General features: G+C 41.7%; 26 protein-coding genes and 1 rRNA gene. 7 read left to right on the top strand and 20 right to left on the bottom strand.

Annotated features, from left to right (window positions below; translation table 11 throughout):
• Positions 1-311 precede the first annotated feature (311 nt).
• Positions 312-722 (bottom strand): hypothetical protein, encoded by a 411-nt coding sequence (locus ACFOZY_RS00135; RefSeq protein WP_378150944.1) that lies wholly within the window; start codon positions 720-722, stop codon positions 312-314.
• A gap of 220 nt (positions 723-942) precedes the next feature.
• Here ACFOZY_RS00135 and ACFOZY_RS00130 point away from each other — a divergent pair, with 220 nt between their 5' ends.
• The 3 genes from ACFOZY_RS00130 (at position 943) to ACFOZY_RS00120 (ending at position 1780) form a co-directional block, all read left to right on the top strand.
• A complete protein-coding gene (locus ACFOZY_RS00130; protein WP_378150942.1) occupies positions 943-1119 on the top strand; it encodes a hypothetical protein in 177 nt (58 codons plus the stop codon).
• 73 nt (positions 1120-1192) lie between these two features.
• On the top strand, positions 1193-1507 hold the full coding sequence (locus tag ACFOZY_RS00125) for a DUF3243 domain-containing protein (protein ID WP_378150940.1): 315 nt from the start codon (positions 1193-1195) through the stop codon (positions 1505-1507).
• Positions 1508-1543: 36 nt separating this feature from the next.
• On the top strand, positions 1544-1780 hold the full coding sequence (locus ACFOZY_RS00120) for a hypothetical protein (protein WP_378150938.1): 237 nt from the start codon (positions 1544-1546) through the stop codon (positions 1778-1780).
• Positions 1781-1858: 78 nt separating this feature from the next.
• Here ACFOZY_RS00120 and ACFOZY_RS00115 read toward each other — a convergent pair whose 3' ends face one another.
• Positions 1859-2131: a hypothetical protein gene (locus ACFOZY_RS00115; protein ID WP_378150936.1), complete on the bottom strand. Its 273-nt coding sequence runs from the start codon at positions 2129-2131 to the stop codon at positions 1859-1861.
• A 70-nt stretch (positions 2132-2201) separates the two neighbouring features.
• Between ACFOZY_RS00115 and ACFOZY_RS00110 the strand changes: the two genes are divergently transcribed.
• Positions 2202-2612 carry an HIT family protein gene (locus ACFOZY_RS00110; RefSeq protein ID WP_378150934.1) on the top strand — a complete coding sequence of 137 codons (411 nt, stop codon included), beginning with the start codon at positions 2202-2204 and terminating at the stop codon, positions 2610-2612.
• A gap of 41 nt (positions 2613-2653) precedes the next feature.
• On the opposite strand, the gene ACFOZY_RS00105 is transcribed toward ACFOZY_RS00110, so the two are convergent.
• From ACFOZY_RS00105 to ACFOZY_RS00090, 4 genes are all read right to left on the bottom strand, one after another.
• Entirely contained in the window at positions 2654-3436 is a 783-nt protein-coding gene (locus ACFOZY_RS00105) for an ABC transporter permease (protein ID WP_378150932.1), read from the bottom strand.
• Positions 3433-4329 (bottom strand): ABC transporter ATP-binding protein, encoded by an 897-nt coding sequence (locus ACFOZY_RS00100; protein ID WP_378150930.1) that lies wholly within the window; start codon positions 4327-4329, stop codon positions 3433-3435. Before ACFOZY_RS00100 ends, ACFOZY_RS00105 begins: the two co-directional genes overlap by 4 nt.
• Positions 4326-4526 (bottom strand): PLD nuclease N-terminal domain-containing protein, encoded by a 201-nt coding sequence (locus ACFOZY_RS00095; RefSeq protein WP_378150928.1) that lies wholly within the window; start codon positions 4524-4526, stop codon positions 4326-4328. The genes ACFOZY_RS00100 and ACFOZY_RS00095 overlap by 4 nt, the downstream gene beginning before the upstream one ends.
• 97 nt (positions 4527-4623) lie before the next feature.
• Entirely contained in the window at positions 4624-5568 is a 945-nt protein-coding gene (locus ACFOZY_RS00090; RefSeq protein ID WP_378150926.1) for a carbohydrate kinase family protein, read from the bottom strand.
• A gap of 124 nt (positions 5569-5692) precedes the next feature.
• Here ACFOZY_RS00090 and ACFOZY_RS00085 point away from each other — a divergent pair, with 124 nt between their 5' ends.
• Positions 5693-6580 (top strand): EamA family transporter, encoded by an 888-nt coding sequence (locus ACFOZY_RS00085; RefSeq protein ID WP_378150924.1) that lies wholly within the window; start codon positions 5693-5695, stop codon positions 6578-6580.
• 99 nt (positions 6581-6679) lie between these two features.
• Positions 6680-7414, top strand: coding sequence for a FixH family protein (locus ACFOZY_RS00080; RefSeq protein WP_378150922.1), 735 nt, complete (start codon positions 6680-6682; stop codon positions 7412-7414).
• Positions 7415-7514: 100 nt separating this feature from the next.
• On the opposite strand, the gene ACFOZY_RS00075 is transcribed toward ACFOZY_RS00080, so the two are convergent.
• From ACFOZY_RS00075 to ACFOZY_RS00015, 13 genes are all read right to left on the bottom strand, one after another.
• Complete coding sequence (locus tag ACFOZY_RS00075; RefSeq protein ID WP_378150920.1) at positions 7515-8000, bottom strand: GNAT family N-acetyltransferase; 486 nt, start codon at positions 7998-8000, stop codon at positions 7515-7517.
• A gap of 257 nt (positions 8001-8257) precedes the next feature.
• A complete protein-coding gene (locus ACFOZY_RS00070) occupies positions 8258-8455 on the bottom strand; it encodes a hypothetical protein (protein ID WP_378150918.1) in 198 nt (65 codons plus the stop codon).
• Positions 8456-8490: 35 nt separating this feature from the next.
• Positions 8491-8949 (bottom strand): hypothetical protein, encoded by a 459-nt coding sequence (locus ACFOZY_RS00065; protein ID WP_378150916.1) that lies wholly within the window; start codon positions 8947-8949, stop codon positions 8491-8493.
• 70 nt (positions 8950-9019) lie between these two features.
• Positions 9020-9355: an NIPSNAP family protein gene (locus ACFOZY_RS00060; RefSeq protein ID WP_378150914.1), complete on the bottom strand. Its 336-nt coding sequence runs from the start codon at positions 9353-9355 to the stop codon at positions 9020-9022.
• A gap of 18 nt (positions 9356-9373) precedes the next feature.
• A complete protein-coding gene (dnaN, locus tag ACFOZY_RS00055; RefSeq protein WP_378150912.1) occupies positions 9374-10492 on the bottom strand; it encodes a DNA polymerase III subunit beta in 1119 nt (372 codons plus the stop codon).
• 15 nt (positions 10493-10507) lie between these two features.
• Complete coding sequence (locus ACFOZY_RS00050; RefSeq protein ID WP_378150910.1) at positions 10508-11077, bottom strand: hypothetical protein; 570 nt, start codon at positions 11075-11077, stop codon at positions 10508-10510.
• Positions 11078-11096: 19 nt separating this feature from the next.
• Entirely contained in the window at positions 11097-11714 is a 618-nt protein-coding gene (locus ACFOZY_RS00045) for an NUDIX hydrolase (protein WP_378150908.1), read from the bottom strand.
• Positions 11696-12562: a hypothetical protein gene (locus tag ACFOZY_RS00040; protein ID WP_378150906.1), complete on the bottom strand. Its 867-nt coding sequence runs from the start codon at positions 12560-12562 to the stop codon at positions 11696-11698. The genes ACFOZY_RS00045 and ACFOZY_RS00040 overlap by 19 nt, the downstream gene beginning before the upstream one ends.
• A 117-nt stretch (positions 12563-12679) precedes the next feature.
• Positions 12680-14785 (bottom strand): MMPL family transporter, encoded by a 2106-nt coding sequence (locus tag ACFOZY_RS00035; RefSeq protein WP_378150904.1) that lies wholly within the window; start codon positions 14783-14785, stop codon positions 12680-12682.
• The gene (locus tag ACFOZY_RS00030) at positions 14782-15183 is read right to left on the bottom strand and encodes a hypothetical protein (protein ID WP_378150902.1); all 402 of its coding nucleotides are present in this window, start codon (positions 15181-15183) and stop codon (positions 14782-14784) included. Before ACFOZY_RS00030 ends, ACFOZY_RS00035 begins: the two co-directional genes overlap by 4 nt.
• 69 nt (positions 15184-15252) lie before the next feature.
• Positions 15253-16584 (bottom strand): sensor histidine kinase, encoded by a 1332-nt coding sequence (locus ACFOZY_RS00025; protein WP_378150900.1) that lies wholly within the window; start codon positions 16582-16584, stop codon positions 15253-15255.
• Between the two features lie 41 nt (positions 16585-16625).
• Positions 16626-17303: a response regulator gene (locus ACFOZY_RS00020; RefSeq protein ID WP_378150898.1), complete on the bottom strand. Its 678-nt coding sequence runs from the start codon at positions 17301-17303 to the stop codon at positions 16626-16628.
• A complete protein-coding gene (locus ACFOZY_RS00015; RefSeq protein WP_378150896.1) occupies positions 17303-18130 on the bottom strand; it encodes a YihY/virulence factor BrkB family protein in 828 nt (275 codons plus the stop codon). The genes ACFOZY_RS00020 and ACFOZY_RS00015 overlap by 1 nt, the downstream gene beginning before the upstream one ends.
• A 167-nt stretch (positions 18131-18297) precedes the next feature.
• Between ACFOZY_RS00015 and ACFOZY_RS00010 the strand changes: the two genes are divergently transcribed.
• The gene (locus tag ACFOZY_RS00010) at positions 18298-18567 is read left to right on the top strand and encodes a hypothetical protein (RefSeq protein WP_378150894.1); all 270 of its coding nucleotides are present in this window, start codon (positions 18298-18300) and stop codon (positions 18565-18567) included.
• An 876-nt stretch (positions 18568-19443) separates the two neighbouring features.
• Here the strand turns inward: ACFOZY_RS00010 and rrf are convergent.
• Positions 19444-19559, bottom strand: a 5S ribosomal RNA gene (gene rrf / locus ACFOZY_RS00005).
• Between the last annotated feature and the right edge of the window lie 117 nt (positions 19560-19676).

The raw sequence follows: 19676 nt of genomic DNA, 5'->3' as shown, positions 1-19676 counted from the left end.
GTCCGCTTTTTTGCCTGGAGTGTTAATGAATATCATATTTTTTCTGAGCACGGGATTGGATTAATCCTACTTAAATTCGTTTTAATCCTACTTAAAATTGATTTAATCCTTACCCCAGAGTGTTGAATCCTACTTGTAAAAAATTTAATCCTAATTTTCGGGCCATTAATCAAAAAACTATGTTTATCTCTTTTAAAAAGGGGAATGGAAGAGAAGAACGGTTGACTTTGTTTACAAAGTTGTGTGTTTCCCCCTTGAATTATAAAAACGCCGGATCTGTGCTCCGGCGTTACTTACATAAAAATATTCTATTAATGTCCTGTGCGAATGATAGCATCGAACAAGGAAACTTTTTCTTCTTCCAATTGAACACGGTCAAACGGCAATTCAATGATGTACTCGTGACGGCCATATGGACGCATGCCCAATTTTTCTTTTGCATATGGATTATTAGAAGTAAGCGCGACTATCTTCGTTTCAAAATCGAACCCTTCGACATTTAATCTGTGTCCTTCGACCATTGCATACGGGACAATTTCGTATGCATCTTCCAGATCTCGGATTGCTGTTTCTTTCACCAATTGACCTTTACCTTCTTCAATCGGCGTAAAACCGAGGTCTTTGTCTTGGATGTCGTTAGTACGCAAGAAATATTTGCCTTGATAGAAAAAGAGTTCATACTCTTTGTTTTTCCATTTGCCAAATCTACCTTTTCTGATCATCCACATTTCGCCTCGATTCTGTCTTTTCTTTCATTATAGGACATCCCCACTCCCATTCATATCCAATTTAAGTATTATTTTTTCATAGTGCTTTTAGGTAATAGGACTTTAATAAATATACTGAAAATTCCAACAAAAGGCCTTTCGTACCATTGCGTTTAAGGATTTTGTATAGAGGGTAAAATGAAATTATACATTTTTTTCAAAAGGAGGATAGTAAATGCTGGATAAACCAATTCATGATTCCAGACACTCAGAAGTTCTTGAAGCCATGGATTTGGAGCAGGTGCAAGGTTCCCAAGAAGAAAAAGGCGATCTAAATGAAAATTTTGTGAGGTCAATTCAGGAACTGCAGCTGTTTTTCGAACAATATCAAGGAACTCATAGTGAACGATGAGTTCAATATCAGGGTTAATTTTTGATGAATCGGGAATAGTGAATAAGACAACAAACAAAGGAGTGGTGAGAACATGACGAACAACAATTTCCAAGAAGAAATTCAAAATCAAATGAGCAGTATGGATTCTGAAAAAAAAGATCAGATTTTAGAAAACTTCGGTAAATTCAAGTCGTATTTGTCTGACAAAGTGTCAAAAGGCGAAGCTCTTGGTATGAGTGAAGAGCAAATGGCAAAAGCTACAGAAATGATAGCAGGCTATCTTGCAAAGCATGAAGAACCAAGGAACCGAGAAGAGCATTTACTCAGAGAGCTTTGGAACTCCGGTGACAAGGAGCAGCAACATGCTCTCGCTCATATGCTTTTAAGTATGGTTAAAAAACAATAAACAGTCATTCTGTTTAATTGAAAGTGGTGATCGGTTATGGAAAAGAAGGATAAAGTGTTTACAGAAGATGACCGGAAAGATCATGTCGGTCCATATATGGACAACCCTGAAAACTCAAAAACCGATAAGCAAAGTATTTACGATATGTATGAAGACATGCAGACTGTAGATTCAATCCCTCTTGAGGACCTTCGCTTGGAAAATGTCGAGGAGGACCGCCCCGAGATGACGAAGCATAGCTCTTCAAGTGAGCAAAAATTCCCTGCAGATTAATTAAAAATAATGAGAGAGGATGTAGCCCTGCGGCCACATCCTCTCTTTTGTCTAATTGTGTCGATATTTCCCGGGAAATCAATAATAGTAATAGCTGTCTTCTATACTGGAAAAGAAGAAGAATGATAAGAAAAAGAAAATAATACCAATTACAATTGAAATCGCAATCCAGATCAAGTATGCCTGGGAGAATTTCTTCCGCGGGTTATTTGCACCAAAAGCCCAAATACATAGGACAATCAGGTTCACAATTGGAATCGCAAGTAACAATAGCGTCAACAACCATTGGCCAAGTGACAACTCTTTTTGTACTGGTTGTATTTGTGTTTCCGAATAGGTAGTTTCATTCATCGAAATAGCACCTCCTACCTGTATTTTAATAGTACAATATATACAATACAGAAAAAATCGGGGTGTGGGTATGGTAAATTTGGTAAATTGTCCTTTTTGCGAACCGGAGAAAGATGAGAATCAGCAAATTGTATTTGAAAGCGAGCATTGCTACTATTTGCAGCATCCAAAGTTTCAAGACGTTTTGGAGGGTACGGGGTTAATCGTCCCGAAAGTACATAGAGAAACAGTGTTCGACCTTACCCCTGAGGAATGGAAAGATACGTATGACCTGCTTCAGAAAGTAAAAAAGTATGCAGATGAATCGTACGATCCGGATGGTTATACCTTGGGATGGAATGTAGGCGACGCCTCCAATCAATCCATTAAGCACGCTCATTTACATATCATCCCAAGATTTAATGATGAACCGTTTGCAGGAAAAGGTTTAAGGCACTGGATTAAATCCGAAGAGAATCGCAGATCATCGAGAAAAAAATAAAACAAACCGCTTCCGATGAAAGGAAGCGGTTTGTTTTGTATTTATATCTTTGTCTTCGCCGCATTCTTTTTAGACATCCAAATGCCGAATGCAATTAGGATCGCAATAAGAATAGCAGTAAGTAACACGGTCAGCCAATAGGTATCTGAGTCTGGTCCGTTCTTCAGCCAAGTCGGGGAGTACAGGGCCAATTTCCAAGGAGTCACAGTCCAGTACTTACCGACAATGGCATCTACGATTTGCCCGAAAAAAGTGATCAATAAGGCCACAGCTGCCGCTCCGCCAGTAGAAAGCCATGCACTTGCCGCAAGCGTAAGAGTCACTACGAACATGAACCAAAGGAAGTACGATGCAATTAATTGGAAAACCCCAGCCGGGTCTACGGAATTATATAAAAGATCGATGTAATACCAAGACGCCATATAGCCAGCCGTTAAACTGATCAGCACGATTCCGTTCACCGTAAGCCATTTGCTCATGAAATAACTCACGTAAGAAATTGGCCGGACATAGAGCAGTGTCCCTGCACCACTCTTCCGTTCACGGGAGATCGTTCCCATGAAAGCCAAAATCACCACTAACAGTCCGATGAATTGATATTGACTGGTAAGGGAAGCGAATATATCTTCTCCTAAAAGTTCTGGCAAAACAAAATCTACACCCTCCGGAACATTTCCTACACTGCTCATAATTTGTGGCAGGAAATAGTACGTGAGCGGTTCCATTACACCTAAGATGATGAACACGAGCGGGATCCAAAGGATTTTAAAACTGCGTATGTTCTCGCGCCACTCTTTCTGTAGCAACACACCTATATCCTTCATGCTTGCCCCACCACCTTTAAGAAGATTTCTTCCAAGCTTGCCGTCTGCCTTTCCACTTTCCGAATATCCAATCCGCTATCAGCCAAGTATCTCAATATTTCCTCCATCTTTGGATGGTCACCGTTTCGGGGAATAAATGCAATCGGTCCTTCATTGACAGCTTCCCATGAATTGTTCGCCGCAAATGCAGCAGCAGCTTCGGTAGAAGAAAATTCAACACGGAAACGAGGATTCTCATACTTCTCTTTTACATCTGCTAATGAGCCTTGTTCAACAAGTTTTCCTTTTCTCAGAAACAGTAGCTGATCCGTCATTTCTTCTGCATCATTTAAAATGTGAGTGGAATACAAAATTGTCGTCTCACTCTGCAAATCTTTCAATAGATTCATGATTTCACGGCGCCCTACTGGGTCTAACGCGGACACCGGTTCATCCAATAAAAGCAGTTTCGGTTTATGTACGATTGCCTGAGCCAAACCGAGCCGCTGACGCATTCCACCGGAAAATGTACCGGTCTTTTTCTTTAACGCTTCACCAAGGCCCACAAATTCTAACGTCTTTTGTGATTCCAAGCGAGCTGACTTCGCATCCACACCACTTAATCGTGCGGCCATTTCCATGTACTCCATGGCTGTCATCCAACTAAAGAATTGGGGATATTGCGGTAAAAAGCCGATATACTTTCTCGGGTCACCATTTATTCCACTTAACTCAATCTTTCCACTCGTTGGATTAAGCAATCCTGTCAGCATGGATAAGGTCGTTGTTTTGCCTGCTCCGTTCGGTCCGATCAATGCGGTCGACGTTCTCTCCTCCAACGCGAAGGAGACTGCATCTACAACAGCAGTATTATGATACCTCTTAGTTAAATGATCTACAGTCAACATACTCATAATTGTCGTCTCCCAAATATAAAGTACGTGATTGGCCCTACTATATTTACGAACACAATAATCAGTGCCCACATCCATTTCGGACCATTCGTCTCCGGTGTTCGGATCAAATCGATGATGGCTACAATAAGTAAAATGAATTGAATGACTAGTAACGGTAAAATAAGTCCCCACGAGATTGATGATAATGCTTCCATTCTCCACACTCCTTCCTTATCTATTTACGCCCAAATAGTTCAGAGGTTTCATAAAAGAAACCCCACCACTAAAAATATTTAAGTGATAGGGAGCATATTACAGATTTTCTATTTCGTGAAGTCGAGGCATTGCAGTTAAGGCACCAGGCTTCGTTGCAGCGAGGGCTCCTAATTTATTGCCAAAAGTTACGCACTCCACTAACGCTTCCTTTGTCCTTGGCATGCCATTCAAATGGACATAGCGTAGAATTCCAGCCATGAAGGCATCCCCGGCTCCTGTTGTATCGACCGGTTCCACCGGTTCGACTGGAATATGACGGCTTGTATTCGAGTTTAGAACAACGTAAGTACCATGATCGCCAAGTGTTACTAAAATGATTGGGATCTTAAATTCTTTTAACTGCTCTAACCCATCTTCCATCGTATCTGTTCCCGTCAGGAAGAATAGCTCCTCCTCCGTCAATTTCAATAGATCTGCTTCCGGGAAGAACGATCGTATGGTGTTCCGGCACTGCTCCTCGTTCTCCCAGCGCAACGGCCGGATATTAGCATCCATGGAAACAAATATGCCATGCTTCTTCGCCAATCTCACGGCTTCCCTTGTCGTTTTCAAGGCTGTCGGATGGAACATGGTTCCTGAACATATATGAAAAATGGATGCTTTCTGAAATGCTTCTTCTTTCAAGTGTTCCGGCTTTACCTGAATATCCGGTGCCTCATTGACATATGAAGCAAAAATACGATCGTTTTCCTCTGTTAAATGAACGTAAACCCCACTTACCCGCTTACTTTCCTCTAAAATAGCATAGCGCAGGTCGACCCCTTCGTTCGCCAGTTCATTCCGTACGAATGCTGATGTCTCATCTCCACCTGTGATCGTAATGAAAGCAGAAGGTACGCCCAATCTGGCAATCCCTGCTGCCACATTGACTGTCGCTCCCCCCAAGTACATCGTAAACGACTGATTAGAGTGGTCGTCGGCTATATAGTCTACGAATGCATCCCCATAAGTTAGAACGAATTGATCGTCAGCATGAAACATTTACCCGACTCCTTCTAAAAATCTACTTTCTCTATAGTAACATGAACACTTACAGGCTGTAAGAATTAAACGTAATTTCAGTGCTCCATTGTGATATACTATCGTTTGGAATGGAGGAAACTAAATGAAACAATGGATCTACCCGGTCATGATCATCGTTGCAGCCTCGAGTTACGGGATATTATCGACCATTGTAAAGCTTGCTATGAAGGGTGGATTTTCCGCCTCTGAAGCAATCACAAGCCAATATGTATGTGGATTTATATTCGTTGCTATTATATATATCGTTACCCAGCGCCGTGTTCCCCATTTTCGAGGAGGAAAGGTTCTTGTCTTAACTGGAATGCTTACTGCCACTACTGGTATTGTCTATGGACAAGCATTGATTTACTTACCGGCTTCTCTTGCAGTCGTTATGCTTTTCCAATTCACTTGGATCGGAATGCTGATAGAATGTGTAGCACAACGTAGATTGCCAAAGAGGATTGAGGTCCTATCTTTAGTCATCTTATTCATAGGTACCATTATGGCAGCTGGTGTCATCAATGTGGATTTAAGCGGAATCCCTTGGCAAGGTTGGGTTCTCGGCTTCCTATCCGGCGTCAGCTTTGCATTCTTTATATTCATCAATTCAAAGCCGATTGAAGGAATGGATTCTACGACCAGATTACTTTTTGTCGCCACAGTCGCACTCATCATGGCAGCCATCTTCCAGTCGCCGGAAATCGTATGGAATGGCACCTTGTTTACTGAGGGTCTCTGGATTTATGGGGCAGCATTAGGACTTTTCGGCATTGTACTGCCGATTTATCTATTCTCAGTTGCCGTCCCCCACGTTGGTTCTGGTGCATCCTCCATATTGGGGGCGATGGAATTACCGGTTGCAGTTTTGGCATCCGTACTTGTCCTACACGAGCCTTTTACTGTTATTCAATTCATCGGAATCATCGTTATTTTCACAGGAATGGTCTTGCCATCACTCTTTCAGAATAAAATTCCGTTGGAAACATGAAAATTTCACAATTCCTACACCATTGACATGAATCTGTCTCAATTTATATGGGCATTATTTGTTACAATAACGCCAATACGTAAGGAGCGTGAGTTTTAAATGAAACGAATCCATCTTCTACTCATCTTACTCCTCACTGTCCTATTAGCTGCAGCATGTGGGGCAGAGGAAAAGGAAGAAAAATCACAAGAATCTGCTCCACCTGTGCCTATTTCTGTAGACTTGCAAGTTCCAGCTACAGCTGAAGTAGGGCAAGAGGTTGAAGTGGTTGCAAAAGTAACTCAAGGCGAAGAAGTAGTCACGGATGCAAGTGAAGTTGAATTTGAAATCATCAACGATAATTCTGGGGAAAAGACCATGGTTCCTGCAGAGCTAAAAGAGGACCAATATACTGCCGTTATTACATTAGAACAGCCCGGCTCCTATTCGGTCACTTCCCATGTAACAGCACGTGATATGCACACGATGCCGACTAAGGTCATTGAAGTGACAGGAGATGGCGGAGTTGCAGAAGCTCCAAATGAGGAAAAGCATGAACATCACCATGGTGCCGTCATTGACTTTACCGATGGAACAGCAACTGCAGGTGAAAATACACCGTTATCTACTACAATCACGCTTAATGAAACTCCACTCACAGAAGCTGCGGTCCGTTTCGAAATCTGGAAAGACGGTAGCGAGAAACATGACTGGGTCGATACAAAAGAAGCGGGAAATGGACAGTATGACGGAGAATATACTTTTGCAGATCGTGGCAAGTATTTCATCCAGGTTCATGTGGAGAAAGACCCGGACATCCATGATCATGTGACGAAGGAATATAACGTTGAGTGATCAATTTGCATAAAAACAGGTATCCAATTTGTTAATCGGATACCTGTTTTTCATTTATGACTTGATTCTCTTTACTAACTTCTATTTAACTTCTTTTAAATTATTGTCCAGCAGCAGCTTGAGTTAAAGTTAAGCAATATACCGGCTCAGGATGGTGTCCTAACACAACCTCACCAGTCGGTCTAAATCCAAGTTTTTCATAGACTCGAATGGCCCGTTCATTATCTTCAATAACCGATAAGTAAATCGAATCGCACTGATACGCTTGTACCATATCATCAATAATTGCCTGCAACACGGGGGCACCATAGCCTTTCCCCTGAAATTGATGGCCAAGCATCATGCTATTTAGTTCATATTGATTTAATCCCTTACTAAATCCATGGGACGTGAAACCAATGAGTACGTCTCCATCGTAAATGGCTCTTGCTATAAACCCATGGGTTTGACACATGGCGAGAAAGAATGCATTGGATCCTACCCATCTTTCATAAATCTGAATGTATTTTTCCTGTACTTCGTCAGATTTTAAATTAATGACATCGAAGAAATTATCTTCGTTCACTTGAGCTAATCGTAAATTCATGTTGAACCCCTCTTTGTTAATTAAATTTGAACCGTAATAATGCTATCTTCCATCCTCCTCCGTACATCTAATTCAACAATAAAGAGCATAAATCCTTTATAGATTCATACTCTGCTTAAATATTTCATCTCAAAAGTTTATCTACTTGCACTTCATCTTTCCCTAACCTCATGTATGGTAATTGTATCTATAACAGACAAATCCCTATGATCATTTCACTCCAGTTAAAAGATGAATCAGTCAGAATTCCTTCAACTTCAGGCAACATTTTTCTCTTTTTTAATTTGATGTAATGTTACTAATAATCCCGTTAAACCGGCGAAAAATGAAGGAATTCCGCTTGAAATGAGGAATAACCAATTCCCTGTAATCAGGGAAATAATGAGAAAGATGATTGGAAATCCAATTAACACAAATATGGAAATGGATAATGCAAATTTAATATAACTTTTCACTATGTTTTTCCTCTCCACTCATTACACTAAGTATTCTACTCCTGTAGATAATTCTCGTGTGAAACAGTCATCTTTGGTTGGCCAAATACGCTAAGCATCAAAGTTAAGCCTGTGACAATTCCCAACACTTCAAAAGAAGACATTTTAAAAATCCACCCATCGATTAAGGAACCGATGAAAAATGGCGGATTTCCGATAGATACTGTCACCAAGAATGGATAAAGAAATGATAGCAGTAAACAAGGAATAGCCACACACCACAATAGAGTTGCATTTAACTTGACCGACCATTTTTTTATAAAGATCAAAGAAAGATATAGACCAAAAATAATCGAAAGGATGGGTTTCACCCATAGAACAGGAAACGGATTGAAGGTTGCTTTCGCAATCAAATTCAATTGGTTTTCCACATTATAACTAAGACTTGTCAAAACGATTAACCCAATAACCCAAAGAATTTTTAACAAACTACTCTTCCATGTGCTTTTCTCCACTTGATCCCCTCTTTCCTATTTTTTTATTAACCTTTCTAAACTGTTAATCTTCCAAGTTACTTCAATTAACTCATTCCACTGTTGATTCCAACGCTTCGTTCTTGGATTCCAATATAAATTGGCGAACCTGTTCCCTGCCTCCGTATTTGTCATACCAGTCTTGAATACGCTGTACGTGTTCCGCATCATTTTGTATGTTTGTTTCTATTCTCACGTAGTCTTCGTAGCTGTCATATTCCCAGATGGCAAAGACCTCATGAGTGCCGTCTCCATTATCCTTCATCCAACGTCCAACGAAACGTGTACCGTTCTTTAACTGATTGGGTAAATTGGTTTCATTGAAATGCTTATTGAAGATTGCTACGAAGTCTGTTTTTACTACATATGATTTTCGTCTATAAAACATCACGATTCTCCTCGCTTTTCAAATTTTCCTTACTGGTGATACGAGATGAAGATGGTTTAAGTTCCCAACTGGTTCGATTAAGATGGGTTTCATCTCACCTGAATAGGATATTTTCACGCTATCCTCATCAATGGCCTTTAAAGCATCTAACAAAAATTTCGCATCCAAAGTGACACGGAAATTAGCTTCTCCATCCTTTTCGTTAATTTCCTGTGTTTCTTCAATCCTTCCGGTTTCAGTACCGTGGGAAGTTATTTTAATGCGACTTTCTTCGGTCACTTCGAGAAGGACATTGTGATTCCTCCATTCACTTGAAAAGAGGGCAGCCCTGTCTATTCCACTAAGGAAACGGCTTTTATTCAGTGTGAGTGTGGTCTTGAATGTATTCGGAACCAGCCTTGATATATCGGGGAAAACCCCTTCGATTAATCTCGAATAGAGCGTAAAGGTTGGTGTATGGAAAGCTATATGTGTCGAATTCCACATCATATGTAGGTCATCCAGTTGATCACGATGCAGTTTTAGGTATTCATGTAAACACGTGCCGGGAACGGTGAAAGAGACGTCATGATTAGTCTCTATTGGTAACTTCCTCATAGCTAACCGTTGGGAATTGGTTGCTACACAAGTCATCGCACCCTCTCTTATGATGAACTGAACTCCTGTCAGTGACGGCTTTGAAAAATCTTTCGCAACAGCAAACACTGTTTGCTTTATGACTTCTTGGAGTTCAACACTTGGTACTGTTAAATTCTCCTGATGGACGTTAGGCATTTCTGGATAATCTGCTGGGCTTACGATTGGCAAACGAACGATTACGTCCTCCGAATGAATCGACAACTGATTTTGACTACACTTCACATGTAGGGTGCTCGGAAGTTTTTTAATAATCTCTAAGAGGTTTTTGGCCGGAATAACAGAACTTCCTGATTGGATGACTTTTAACGAATCTCCGCTCACTCTTCTTTCTATAGCGATTTCAGCATTATTTCCTATGAGGGAAAGCTCTCCATCCTTCACCACTATCTTGACCCCTGGTAAGATCGGCAAATGTATTTTCGCCTGCACTATTCTGCTTACGTCGGTTAATGCTTTTTGCAGTTCTTCTTTTTCAATATGGAAATCCAGACTGCTCACTCCCCTCACTTTACTTTAGCCGCCTTGTCGGTCGACGACTTTTCCATTTTCGTTTAATCCTCTTACAATTACTCCGCGACCAACTTGGAAGTAATAAAGGTTACCGTTGTGCAGAATCAACTTAGCATCCTCAAACTGTTCATCATTCTGATCTTTTGTTTGAATGGTTGTGATTTCCGGATTGTTAACCTTTCCGAACACGACATAAAATTCGTGCAACTCATTCCCGGCATAATCGGATTCACGATAAGGCTCACTATACACCGTGAACTGTTCATTCTCGTAATGAGTCCATCCATGAAATCCGACATTCTCCCAACCATCTGTATCATTTCCTTTAAAAAAGGCGACAGCTTCTACTTTCTGGCCTGGAAAGAGCTGCTCATTACCAATCGTTTCATACATAACAATCGTGATGTTGTCATGTTCTGTGGAATATATGACATCCTCCACTTGATAAGGAATGGCTTCGTAGATGGCTTCCTCCAGAGTTTCATATTTGTCATTCGCTTGATACATTCGCATCGAAAGTACAAAACCAACTAAAATAAGTAATCCAAGAAGCGTCAAACCGATTTTTTTCATCCTTCTCCTCCCTTTATATTCAATCAAACAGTGGTGCTTTTTCCGGGTTTCTCAGAAATTCAAAGAGCGTATGTATTTGGGTTTTAGTGTTTCGTCGGATGGAAAGTCCCGGCAATCGATCTTCCAAGAAGAAACCGACATTGCTCGTTTCCAAACCTGCATTTGAAGCACCTCCAATGATTTCGCACTGGATGAAGATCATGTAATAGTGATACGGGGATGGGGGATGATTATGTTTTTCTTTATCCAATACGGCAAGCAGTCTTAAGGGAATCACGTCGTAACCCGCTTCTTCCTTGATTTCCTTCACTACGTTTTCCGCAGGTGATAATCCGATATCACAGAAACCGCCTGGTAATGACCATCTATTTTCGGACCTCTCTTTCACAAGTAAAACTTGGTCATCCTTGAACACCACACCGCGCACATCAACCTTTGGAGTCTGATAACCGGTATCGTTCGTAAAAAGTTCTCTAATTTTATGAATTTCAAGTTCTGTATGTTCGGCTATGATTTCAGCACTGATGTCCCGTAATTCTTCATAACGCTCGATATCGTATGGATCTTTTGAGAAGGCTATACCCGATTGGGAAAGTGCTTGAATTCTCTTTGCCCAGTTCAGCCATTTATGCTCCATTGATTATCCAACTCCTCTAATGTCTGACTCATGATTGAATGGAAGTCTGGTCGTTTCCAAGCGGTGACCGCTTCCTGTTCACCCATTTTCCCTATAAGAAATAGCAGTAGATGATATCCAATGTAATAAGCAAGACGTGTTTTGCTAAACTTCGTCCCTCCGTTTATGGAAAACCATTCACGGAATAGTTCGGTTGGCGATAATACTTGTAAATCTGCTTGAAATGCTTTTAGAATGTCATCTCGGTTGGACTCTGCAAAGCGCAGCCAACCTTCTTCATCATCATCGTATGTAAAATAGACGGAAGGATCATCAGTAGTAACAGCTTTTGTTGAAAAATAGGTGGCACTGCCTTCCTGTAAAAGCCATGTATAAGGATGGTTCCAGTCAAGCTCTTTCCAGTTCATTCCTACGTGGTCTGAAAGTAAATTATGTAAGGCGTGACCGAATTCATGGGAAATAATTACACAAAGATGCTCTTCCTTTGGAGACAACTTTTCTAAACAAAACGTGATTTCCGGGTTAATCTGGCGATGGGTAAAGGCATTGGATCCATACATACCAACGATTAAATGGACATCTTTTTCAAACGTTATGTCATAGTTCATTTCATAATAAGCCTTTACTTCTTCTATCAACCCAACGATTTTTCCGTTAATCTCCACGATATCCGGTAATTTTTCAGGATATTTTGTAAGTGCTACTTTCAGTTTCTCCTCCGGTTGGCGACAGTGATAACGAAAGTATTCTTCAAAGTGAATGGCGTATTCTTGCTGGTATTGTATGACGAATTCCGCTGTAGGTTTGAATTTCTCTATAAAATACGTAATTGTTTGATGGATAATCATCTTCTATTCCCCCAGATTCTTCCCTTCTTCTCTATTCGACTAATTGTGCAAATTCCCCTTTGCTGAATGGAAAAAAAGCTATCCCGAGGAATTCCTCAGGATAGCTAATTGTGTCTATTAAGATATTTTCTTCGGCCACAAGCTCCACTTACCCAGCATCACGATAATCCCTGGAATAATTAGCGGCCGGACGATGAACGTATCAATGATGATCCCTATCGCCATGGCAAAACCGAATACCTTTAACTCCATCACCGGTTGTGTGATTAGCACCGCAAATGTCGCAGCTAAGATTAGCCCGGCAGATGAAATTACATTACCTGTTTTAGCTACACCATGCGCGACGGCTATGTTTAATGGATTTACATCCAACTCTTCCCGAATCCGTGCAATGAGCATGATTGTATAGTCAACACCTAACGCAACAAGGAAGACATACGTATATAGCGGGATCCGATAACTCATTTCCTCTGCTCCAAGTGCCGAGAAGAAAAACTGGGTGATTCCCATCGACGCTCCGAATGAAAGCAATAACGAGAATATCATATAAATTGGTGCGACAATGGAACGTGTCTGTACGCCGAGCATAACTGCAATGAGTATCGTCATGATGCTCATGACTTTCCACATATCCTGAACATTTACATCCCGGATATCGGCGTTTTTAGCGGTTTCTCCTGCAATATACAAGTTGCCTGTTTCAATTCCGCTTTCTTTCAACAGCTGATCTCCATCTTCCCGAAGAGATACTACTGCGTCAAATGCATCGTGTTCATATGGATTCCCCTCAAACGTCATGGAGAGCTTGGCAACTTTCTGTTCCTCTGAAGCGAATGGATTTCCTTGAATTGTTACTGATGATATCTCTTTTTGGTCCTCCAACACGCCTATTAGAGATTGCAATGTCTCCCTCTCAATCTTTTCGTCCGATTCAATCAGCAGTGTACTCGGAGCGACTTCCCCTTCTGAAAACGATTCTGACAGTTGTTCATATCCAACCTTTGACGAAAGATCTTCAGGATACGAATCTAATAAGTTGAATGAGAATTTAATATTGAACATCGCCAAACAGCTTACTAACAATAGAACAATTAACGGTATACTGACAGCGAGTGGCCTCTTCGTAACCAACTGGCTTACTTTTTCCCATAATGAGCTTTTCTTCTTCTCTTCCTGTCCTACTTTTGGAATCATTGGCCAGAAAGATTTACGTCCCGCAATAGCGAACAATGCAGGTAATAATGTTAAGCCGCCAGCAAGCATGACGATTACTGCGATAGCAAAGACCGGCGCGAAGTTTCGATACGGCTCATAGATGGCCAAGAATAGTGTCAGTACCCCTAATAAAATGGTGCTTCCGCTGAATATAATCGGCTCTGCCACACGGCGGACTGCCTCACGCATCGCTCCGTTAACATCCTCCGTCTTCAGCAGTTCTTCACGGAAACGGGAGAATACTAAGAGCGAATAATCCGTGACGACTGCAAACAATAGGATCATCATGATAGATAATGCCTGACTTTCCGTCACAAACCATCCGAACGAGGCGAAAAGTCCAATCAGCTTATCCACCACGACATAAAGGATTCCTGCTCCGATCAGTGGGATGAAAGCTAAGAGCGGCGATCGGTAAATGACCAATAATAGCACTAAAATCAGACCGACTGTCATAAGGAGTAGGACGACATCCGCTTTGGAAAACAGCTCAACTGCGTCTGCGGCTATTCCCGCAGGACCCGTCCAGGATACGTCATACTTTTCTGTTAGGTCTTCATTCAAACCAGACTTTATCCCCTTTACAACATCCGAAATCTCAGATGATTCCAGGCCATTCGGCAAATTGATAGGAATAAAGAACGTTGTCTCATCCGGGGAACGGAATGCAGCTCTCACTTCCGGAGGCAGACTGGTTAACGGAATGACGGAAATCTCTCCATATGTTTCATCCCATTCAATCGCTTCAATTCCTTCGGCAATTTGACTCATTTCCTCATCATTTATACCTTCCTTATCATGGAAGACTGCAAATAACGGGAATCCTTCACTATCAGGGAAATATTCCTTCACTTTTTCATCGGCGATGACAGATAATGCATCTTCTGGAAGACCACCGTTTTTATTGGCTGAATTATATTCCTTTGCACCAGGTGCAACAGCTGACAATATTCCAGCCAAGACGATCCAGACGCCTAAAATTGCGAACCATAATCCTTTTTGCTTCATGCTTTGGACCTTCCTTTGTCAGCTAAGAATGTAACGATGACAAACAAGCCGAAGCTAATGAGCAATATTGTCCCGCCGACAATATAGAAAATAAGTGCAAATGTATCAGGTACATTAAAAGGCTTGATGAATTGTAGCCACATTCCAGCTGTCAGCCCGATTGCACCTAAAATAGCGGTCCATCCATGTAAATTCACTAACTTCTTGTATTTTACCGTGTATAACCTGTAGAAGACGCCCCAGGCAAACATGGATAGCCAACCGACCAATAAAATATGTGCATGGATCGGACGGAAAGCGTAGGATCCGGAGCCCGCCATATGTGAACCCAAAATAGTACCGATCAAACCAAAAATTGCAGCAATCCTAATAAGCCGCAAACTCCATTTCTCAGACATGTTTCATTCCTCCTCTACTATTCAACTTATATGCTACTATTCGAAGATGAACTCAACATGAACTCAATATTACATTTTCGGTAGATGGACAGAAAATGTAGAACCTTTCTCTTGTTGGCTTTCAACTACAATTTCCCCACCATGCTTCTCCACCACTTCGTATGCAATGGCAAGGCCGAGACCGGTTCCTCCAACCTCCATACTTCGGGATTCATCTGCACGATAAAAACGGCGGAATATTTTCTCGATCTCCTCTTCCCTCATACCCACACCCGTGTCAGAAATTTTAACCATTACTTCTTTCACATTTTCCTTCATTTCAATGACGATCTCTCCATTAGGCTTATTATATTTAATGGCGTTAGTCAGGAGATTATCCCAGACGTTCATCAGCCATGACTCATCCCCTCTATAGAGGATGTGATCCAAGTGTAAGGACATTGAGATGCCTTTATTCTCAAGTTGCCATCTGAAAGTCGTGACACAGTCCTTTAGTTGCTGGGTCAAAGAAAACTCTTGCTTTTGTAGAGTATTCAGCTGATCTAAAGTCGTCAATAAAAGAAGCTGCTTAGTTAATGAAGATAATCGGTTTGTCTCGTTCTTAATAATAGTTGCGTAACTTCTACGATCTTCCTCTTCCAAAGGACCGTTACCGAGAAGCTCTGCATAGCCCATAATATTTTGAAGAGGGGATTGGAAGTCATGAGAAACATTGCTGATGAATTCTTTCCGCGACTGGTCGTTCTGCATGAGTTGGTCTGTCATTCGGTTGAAACTTCTTGCCAAGCGGCCAATTTCATCTTTCCGGTTAATCTCTAATTTTTCGTGGAAATTTTCCTCGGATATACGCTTAGTCGCTTTCGTCATTTCTTTAATTGGGGAGATCATCATCTTGGCCACAGCCAGCATTGCGATTAAACTCACAATGGCGATAATGATAAGCATGCCAGCAGTTAACGTGTGAACCTCCTGGAATAGCAGGCGGATATCCGGACGGATGAATAAGGCATATCGTTCTCCATCATATGTAAAAGGAACACCTACCGTATTAGCCAATTCATCTGAGAAGAACCCTGTGAAAAAGGTCTCCTGGTGTTGGTCTCGCATTCCATGATAAATCTCCCCGTTTAACACGACGTCTACAGATTCCTCACGTATATTTTTATAGGCGAATTCACCACCGTAAAACCTTTCCTCCCGATTTTCGTTCACGACATATAGTTGATATCCGACGTCTCCAATTGATTCCAGATATTCAGTTAACTCAAAGTCGCCTCCAGACTCAATGAATTCCGTAATTTCCTCTGCAATTGCAACATTTTTAAGGTCATTCTCTTCTTTCATCTGTTGATGGTAATATGTATTGACGATCAGGAAACCAATGGTCGTACTCCCGATCATGATAAGAATGGTGTATAAAAGGAATTTGCTGTATAAAGTCCTCATAGTGTAATCAGCTCTAACTTGTACCCGATTCCCCTAACGGTCGTAATAACTACCTGATTGGCGATCGATGACAGCTTTTCCCGAATTCGTTTTATATGTACATTCAATGTTTGTTCATCTCCCTCATAGTCATAACCCCATACATTTTCAAGAAGAAATTGTCGAGTAAAAACCTGTCCTGGCTTTGCTGCTAAAAGCGAGAGAAGTTCAAATTCCTTTAAAGGCAGCAATAGGATCCTGCTATCGACCACGATTTCATAGCTATTGCGGTTAATCGTTAATGGGCCAGCTTCAATAATTGCCTGATTCGGCTTTTCCACCCGGCGTAGAATAGCTGCCACGCGGAACAGCAGTTCCTTCGGTTCAAAAGGCTTTACGACATAATCATCCGAGCCAGCGAGAAATCCCTTCTCTTTATCGTCTAATGTCCCTTTTGCCGTTAACAATAAAACAGGAAGATCTGATTGTTCCCTGATCTTACTGGTCAAATCATAACCGTTCATTCCAGGCATCATAACGTCTAAGATTGCCATATCCGGTTTAGTTTGTTCAAGTATTGCCAAAGCCTCATCGGCACTTGAAGCTTTAATCGTTTGGTAGCCTTCTTTTTGAAGATGGATGCCGACCAGCTTCAATATATGTGGATCATCATCTACAACTAAAATCATGAACATTACAACATTCTCCTTTCTTTAACACTACGTGCATGACGCAATTCTGCATTTAAAAGCCCAGCTACTAATAGTATTACGGCAGTTAGGAAAAACCATAAGATCAGCAGTACGATTCCTGAAAGCTGCCCATATAACATTGAATAATTTACAAAGGCTGCATAACGGTTAAAGAGAATTGATCCCCCTTGCCAAGCCATCGTCGTAAACAGAGCGCCAGGAAGCACTTCACGAAAACGAACATAGTCAGACGGAAGCAATTTGAAAAATGCGAGGAAAAAGCCAAATAGAAATAGACTTCCGAAGCCCCATCTTATTATTGGCCAAACATATACCCAGCCTCGCCAGAGTTGTATCGTCTCCGTGTGAGAAATCCATACATGGAGAAACTGATCCACTATCGGCAATAGAAGCGATAAAGGAATGATCAGCATAAATAACAAGGTAACTCCTAAATCGTGTACTAAACGCCGGAAATAACTCATCCGGTTAACTACGCCAATGGCTTCATCCAGTGACCGGGCGAGTGATTGAACCGCCATGGATGAAACCCAAAATGCGGCGATTAAACTAAATGGCAGCAAGGGGCCAAAATCCCCTTTTGTAATGACGCGTACATTCTCCTCGATTAAAGGATACGCGGCTTCCGGTATATACGGCTGCAGCAAGTCCATGAATGCATTAGGACTTAGCGGCAGCAAACTTGCTAATGACAACACAACCAACAGAAACGGCAATGTAGACAGAAGCAAATAATATGCCGCTTGAGCCGATTGATCATAGAAACGTTCTTTGAAAAAACGGACAGCGATTCGTTTTATAACGTTCATACCCTCATCCTCATTTGCTATTACTGTTATTGTGTATGATGAGTACGAAAGAAATCAAATATGAAGAAGATGTTTCAAATAATTCAGGAAAATTATATGAATTTTTGAAACTATTTACCATCTTCATCCGTCTAATAGATAATATATTTAAATAGGAGGGGACTGCCTTGAATAAAGTAATGACATCCGTATTTACGGGAGTAGCTATCTTGTTTTTCTGGAAAAGCGCGGAATTGTGGCATCTGGAAACAACTTTCCGGAATAATGGAATGAGTATTACTTTCTTGGGGTGGGAACTACAGAGTGATGTTCCCGCTGAAAAAATCCCTTCTTATGCCCGGGCTTTTTTCGTATGCGGATCAATTGCAGTTATGTCGGCATTTATCGCGTTATTCCGTCGTTCTTCTCATGAAGTTGAATCCTCTGTGGATAAGTGAGTCTTGAAGAAATTTTTATTTCGTGTGTTGATAGGTGGTTTCTTTACATATAGGGTTTACTCATAAGTTTTTTGTCGAGTAAGTTTTATTAATTTACTTGGAATTGTATTGAAAGCAATAAAGGCATAGTTTTTTCACCTTGTTTACTGTCCGGATTCTGCATAATACTTTCCAGTTTGAAAAAGATTGAAAGAATGCGCACTTTCTTTCACTCCTTCTTTTCTTTATACAACAAAAAAACCGCTACCTGTCGGTAACGGTCTTCGTATGGCCCAGCGACATCCTACGACATCCATGGATGGATGAGTGCCGGCAGCGCAACAGGACGTTGCGTCTGCTGCCGGCCTCTCACAGGGGAAATCCCCCAACTACCATCGGCGCGCGAGCTTAACTTCCGTGTTCGGGCTGCGAAACCAGATGGACGGCGGATTTCTTTGTCAGCCGCAGTCGTTCGATTCTCGCGTATATCATACGCTCCGAGCCTCTCTTCTTTGCTTCCGCGAACTCCTTGCCCCTCTGCTTTCTCGCAATCTTTCTCTACTTTATTTACCTTCGGTAAATCTGAATTAAATAAAAAAACCGCTACCTGTCGGTAACGGTCTTTGTATGGCCCAGCGACGTCCTACGACATCCATGGATGGATGAGTGCCGGCAGCGCAACAGGACGTTGCGTCTGCTGCCGGCCTCTCACAGGGGGAATCCCCCAACTACCATCGGCGCGCGAGCTTAACTTCCGTGTTCGGGCTGCGAAACCATATGGACGGCGGATTTCTTTGTCAGCCGCAGTCGCTCGGTTCTCGCGTATATCATACGCTCCGAGCCTCTCTTCCTTGCTTCCGCGAACTCCTTGCCCCTCTCGGTAACGGTCTTCGTATGGCCCAGCGACGTCCTACTCTCACAGGGGGAATCCCCCAACTACCATCGGCGCTGAAGAGCTTAACTTCCGTGTTCGGTATGGGAACGGGTGTGACCTCTTCGCCATCATCACTGGACTGTTGAGCTTGTTCGCTCAAAACTGGATAAACAAGACATTGAAGCTTTCAAGCAATCCTTCCGGATTTTACTTTATTAGGTTAAGTCCTCGATCGATTAGTATTCGTCAGCTCCAC

Origin of the sequence: Chungangia koreensis, assembly GCF_042651785.1 — a bacterium.
GTDB lineage: Bacteria > Bacillota > Bacilli > Bacillales_A > Planococcaceae > Chungangia > Chungangia koreensis.
This window is presented reverse-complemented; position numbering and strand designations above follow the sequence as displayed.